The sequence below is a fragment of the Fulvivirga sp. genome (genome assembly GCF_040220315.1).
In the GTDB taxonomy this organism is placed as follows: domain Bacteria; phylum Bacteroidota; class Bacteroidia; order Cytophagales; family Cyclobacteriaceae; genus Fulvivirga.
Map to the genome: position 1 here is coordinate 1 of NZ_JAVJUY010000171.1, position 1,684 is coordinate 1,684.

Annotated in this window: 2 protein-coding genes and 1 pseudogene; 1 reads left to right on the top strand and 2 read right to left on the bottom strand. The window is 34.6% G+C overall.

The features are described 5' to 3' along the window. Together RLO81_RS08260 and RLO81_RS08265 are read right to left on the bottom strand one after the other, a co-directional pair. Nucleotides 1-259: pseudogene (locus RLO81_RS08260) on the bottom strand (lipid-A-disaccharide synthase); the annotation flags it as partial. Nucleotides 260-265: 6 nt separating this feature from the next. Next, complete coding sequence (locus RLO81_RS08265; RefSeq protein ID WP_350109908.1) at nt 266-682, bottom strand: 6-pyruvoyl trahydropterin synthase family protein; 417 nt, start codon at nt 680-682, stop codon at nt 266-268. A 100-nt stretch (nt 683-782) separates the two neighbouring features. On the opposite strand from RLO81_RS08265, the gene rfaD reads away from it, so the two are divergent. Then, nucleotides 783-1,684 (top strand): ADP-glyceromanno-heptose 6-epimerase (gene rfaD, locus RLO81_RS08270; RefSeq protein WP_350109911.1); only part of this gene is annotated, 902 nt, incomplete at its 3' end.

The window sequence follows — 1,684 nt, forward strand, 5'->3', positions numbered from 1 at the left end:
CATCTGGCTGATAAGATAGGATATCATTCTTAGTGCTCTTAAGAAAATATTTGATCTTCCTGAGGTTTAACAGAACTTCCAAAAATCCCATAAATGCAAGTTCTTTGTAATGAATGTTGGCCACCATTCTTGCATCTATCATCTCATCACCACCTACACCTCTGTATTCTGCCGTACTGTCAAGCTTGGATAATTCTTTGAGTAAGTTGCTACCATGAAGGTCACCAGACCGTTCGCCTGCCACTAAATAGTATCTCATCCTTCACTAGCCATAATATTCTACAAAATTTCGTGGTGTTTCATATAGTTTTATACAATGCAATTGTGCATTCGGAGCTATCTTTTCTACTTGAGGTTTAAGAATCTTCCAAAACTCGATAACCAAATTCTCAGTGCTGGCCATCTTACCTTGCATAAAATCAACATCAAGATTTAAGTTCTTATGATCTACTTTTTGAATTATTTCATCTCTAATAAGAGTACTTAATTTTTTTAAATCAATAACAAACCCTGTTTCTTTATTTGGTTCCCCCTTTACAGTTACAATTATTTCAAAATTGTGTCCGTGCCAATTCGAATTAGCACAAGGGCCAAATACTTCTTCATTTTTTTCCTTTGTCCAGCTTGGGTTGTACAGCTTATGTGCTGCATTAAAATGCTCGTGTCTACTTACGAAAACCATATAAATTAAATCTGCCACAAAGATACTAAAGGCAACATTTTAATTAACCTTTTACCATAATTGAATCTTATTGGGTTATTTTGCCAAAAACCAAAACAATATGATTGTAGTAACAGGAGCTGTAGGATTCATTGGAAGTCAACTTATAGAAAAACTCAATAATGAAAATTTCAATGATATAGTAGCCGTTGATAATTTTGATAGAGCAGATAAGAACAAAAATATTGAAGGACTGAATATAAGTGAAAAGGTTGATCGAGATCTATTCATTGAATGGTTAGATACTAATGGCCCAAAAGTTGAATTCATATTCCATATAGGTGCCAAAACTGATACAACACTTTTTGATGTTGAACTATTAACAAAAATGAATACTGAATATACCAAGTCAGTATGGAAATTATGCATTAAACATCAAATTCCTCTAGTGTATGCATCTTCAGCAGCTACTTATGGTCTAGGTGAATTTGGTTACGATGACAACGAAGAGGAAATTCCTAAGCTAAAGCCATTGAATCCGTATGGACAATCGAAGCAAGATTTTGACGTTTGGGCACTTGAACAGGATAAAAAACCGCTGTTTTGGGCAGGGTTAAAGTTCTTTAATGTCTATGGGCCTAATGAGTACCACAAAGGAAGAATGGCTTCAGTAGTGTGGCATGCTTACAACCAAATAAAAAAGACATATGCGATGAAGTTGTTCCGATCGCATAATCCTGAATTTAAAGACGGTGAACAAATGAGAGACTTTGTTTATGTGAAAGATGTAGTTGATGTATGTTTCTGGCTAATGCACCATAGAAAGAACTCTGGGATTTACAATTTGGGAAGTGGCAAGGCTAGAACATTTTTAGACCTTACAAAAGCTGTATTTAAAGCCATGAATAAGCCGGAAGACATTTCTTTTATCGACACGCCTGAAGATATTAGAGATAAGTATCAGTACTTTACACAAGCCAATATGAGTAAATTAGTATCAATTGGTTACAATAAAAAATTCCA

Excerpts from the sequence above, each read along its gene's own strand:
- RLO81_RS08265 (WP_350109908.1), bottom strand. The coding sequence starts at position 682 with ATGGTTTTCGTAAGTAGACACGAGCATTTTAATGCAGCACATAAGCTG.